We start from the raw sequence: 2,473 nt of genomic DNA, 5'->3' as shown, positions 1-2,473 counted from the left end.
CTCATGAATGGCGAAGAAAACCTCCAGCAGGGTTGCATAGTCGATGATCTCGCTGTCAAATTCGATCCGCACCACTTCTGCATGTCCGGTGATTTCATCGCACACCTGCTCATAGGACGGATTTGGCATGCGCCCGCCGGCGTAACCCGACTTGACTGAAATGACTCCGTCAATCCGTGCAAAAGCCGCTTCCAGGCACCAGAAGCAGCCGCCACCCAAGGTCGCAATTTGTATCGACATTCATTCACCAGGGCTATCGTTAAGATGAATTGTCAGTATAGAATGATCGAATATTGAATAACCACCCTGACAGTTCAGAGGATTATGCTGCACATCAACCTGCAGGTTGTTACTGATGCGCCAAACCTGCCCAACAGCGAAACATTGCAGAAATGGGCTGAAGCCGCCATGCAAAGCGACGAGGAGCTCTCCTTGGTTGTACGCATCGTCGATGAGGAGGAGAGCAAAGCGCTTAACAGCAGCTACCGAAACAAGCACAAACCCACGAATGTGCTCTCGTTTCCGTTCGAGGCGCCTGCGGGTATCGAGGAGCCGCATCTTGGCGACCTGGTAATATGTGCCCCGATACTCGAAAAGGAAGCAAGGGAACAAAAAAAGCCTCTCGAGACACACTGGGCGCATATAATTGTCCACGGGGTCTTGCATCTGCAGGGCCTTGACCATCAAAATGACGCTGAAGCTGAAGAAATGGAATCACTGGAGCGACAGATTCTTGCCCACCTGGGCTATCCTGACCCCTATGCGACAACAGAACCCTCATGAAAAACGAAGAACCACCAAGTAGCAGCGGTTCGCTGCGTAGCTGGCTGAAGCGCCTGTTTCAGCCACGCGGAAGCGAACCGCAAAATCGTGACCAATTGATTGCCCTGATCCGCCAGGCCAACCGTAGCTCCATACTCGACGCTGACGGCCAGGCCATGATTGAGGGCGTGCTGTCAGTCTCCGACCTGCGTGTACGCGACATCATGCTGCCCAGGGCAGATGTTGTCGTGGTCGGGCGCGACGATTGCCTTGAGGACGTGCTCCCGGTCGTAATCAAATCTGCTCACTCACGCTTTCCCGTGATCGGTGATGACAAGGGCGAGGTGGTCGGCATCATTCTTGCTAAAGACCTGCTGCAATATTGCGGCGGCAACAGCAGTCGATTCCGTATGCGCGACGTACTTCGAAGTGCTGTTTTCGTACCGGAAAGCAAACGCCTCAACGTGCTGCTCAAGGAGTTCCGTACCAGCCGCAACCACATGGCGGTTGTCATAGACGAATATGGCGCTGCCGCAGGCATGGTGACCATCGAGGATGTACTTGAGCAGATTGTCGGTGAAATCGAGGATGAACATGATTTCGACGAGGGCGCCATGATCCTGCAGCGCTCCGAATATGAGTACACCACCAAGGCACATCTCGATATTGAAGACTTCAATCACTATTTCGACGCCTCTCTCAGTGATGATGAGTTCGACACCATCGGCGGCCTCGTGACACACACACTCGGACACCTGCCAAAACGTGGTGAGTCGGTCACCATTGACCGTTTCGAGTTTCGCGTGATTCGCGCCGATAGCCGTCGTATCCGGCTGCTGTCGATTCACCTGCCGGAAAACACTCCCGAGAGCTGATGAAGCACGACAAGATTGTTGCCCTGCTGGCGGGAGCAGCTACCAGCTTTTCATTTGCACCATATGAGCTCTGGTGGCTTGCCATTCTCGCACCTGCCTTCTGGCTTGCGCTCACGCTCGACAAGGATCCCGCGCAAGCGTTCAGAAGGGGCTGGCTGTTTGGCGTCGGCCTGATGACTCCCGGTCTCTACTGGGTCCATCACAGTATGAGCGCCTACGCGGACACTCCCTACGCAATTGCTGTCGCCGTTGCTTTGCTACTCGCCCTGACGATGGCACTCTACTATGGCCTTGCAGGGTATCTGTCCACACGCTGGACGCGGAGCCATTCGTCACGGGCACGCCTGCTTATGATGGTGGCCCTGTTTGGTCTCGGTGAATGGGTACGCAGCTGGCTTTTCAGCGGCTTCCCATGGCTACTGCTTGGCTATAGCCAAACAGACACCCTGCTCGGAGCCTATGCACCCGTTGGCGGTGTGTGGCTCGTGTCACTGCTCACCATGCTATGTGCTGCACTGCTGGTCAGCATGACCCGTCCCGGCATCAGGCCACGCACTATCAGCGCTCTCCTGTTGCTTACTATCGGCGCTGGCGGATACCAGTTGTCACAGGTGCAATGGACGCAGGAGACAGGGGAGCCGATTCGTGTCAGCATGATCCAGGGCAATATCCCGCAGGATGAGAAATGGCTACCCGAGAATCGTTTTCCGACGCTTGAGTTCTATGCCGACACAACCCTGAAACTGCTCGACTCGGAGCTGGTCATCTGGCCTGAAAGCGCCATACCTGATTTTCTTTTCAGTGTTGAAAGAGAGCTCATCGAACCACTCAATGCC

General features: G+C 55.0%; 4 protein-coding genes. 3 read left to right on the top strand and 1 reads right to left on the bottom strand.

The features are described 5' to 3' along the window. The coding region (locus BOW51_RS09835) for a peptide-methionine (S)-S-oxide reductase (RefSeq protein WP_167367318.1) at positions 1-240 on the bottom strand (240 nt) is incomplete at its 3' end. 84 nt (positions 241-324) lie between these two features. Between BOW51_RS09835 and ybeY the strand changes: the two genes are divergently transcribed. The 3 genes from ybeY to lnt all read left to right on the top strand — a co-directional run. Then, complete coding sequence (ybeY, locus tag BOW51_RS09830) at positions 325-783, top strand: rRNA maturation RNase YbeY (protein ID WP_174564754.1); 459 nt, start codon at positions 325-327, stop codon at positions 781-783. Continuing rightward, complete coding sequence (locus BOW51_RS09825; protein ID WP_078477559.1) at positions 780-1,637, top strand: CorC family transporter; 858 nt, start codon at positions 780-782, stop codon at positions 1,635-1,637. The genes ybeY and BOW51_RS09825 overlap by 4 nt, the downstream gene beginning before the upstream one ends. Beyond that, positions 1,637-2,473 (top strand): apolipoprotein N-acyltransferase (gene lnt, locus BOW51_RS09820; RefSeq protein WP_078477558.1); only part of this gene is annotated, 837 nt, incomplete at its 3' end. The genes BOW51_RS09825 and lnt, both read left to right, overlap by 1 nt.

The sequence above is a fragment of the Solemya elarraichensis gill symbiont genome (assembly GCF_002021095.1).
In the GTDB taxonomy this organism is placed as follows: Bacteria; Pseudomonadota; Gammaproteobacteria; order Chromatiales; family Chromatiaceae.
Note: the sequence above shows the minus strand (reverse complement) of the source record. Positions and strands in the feature narration are given on the sequence as shown.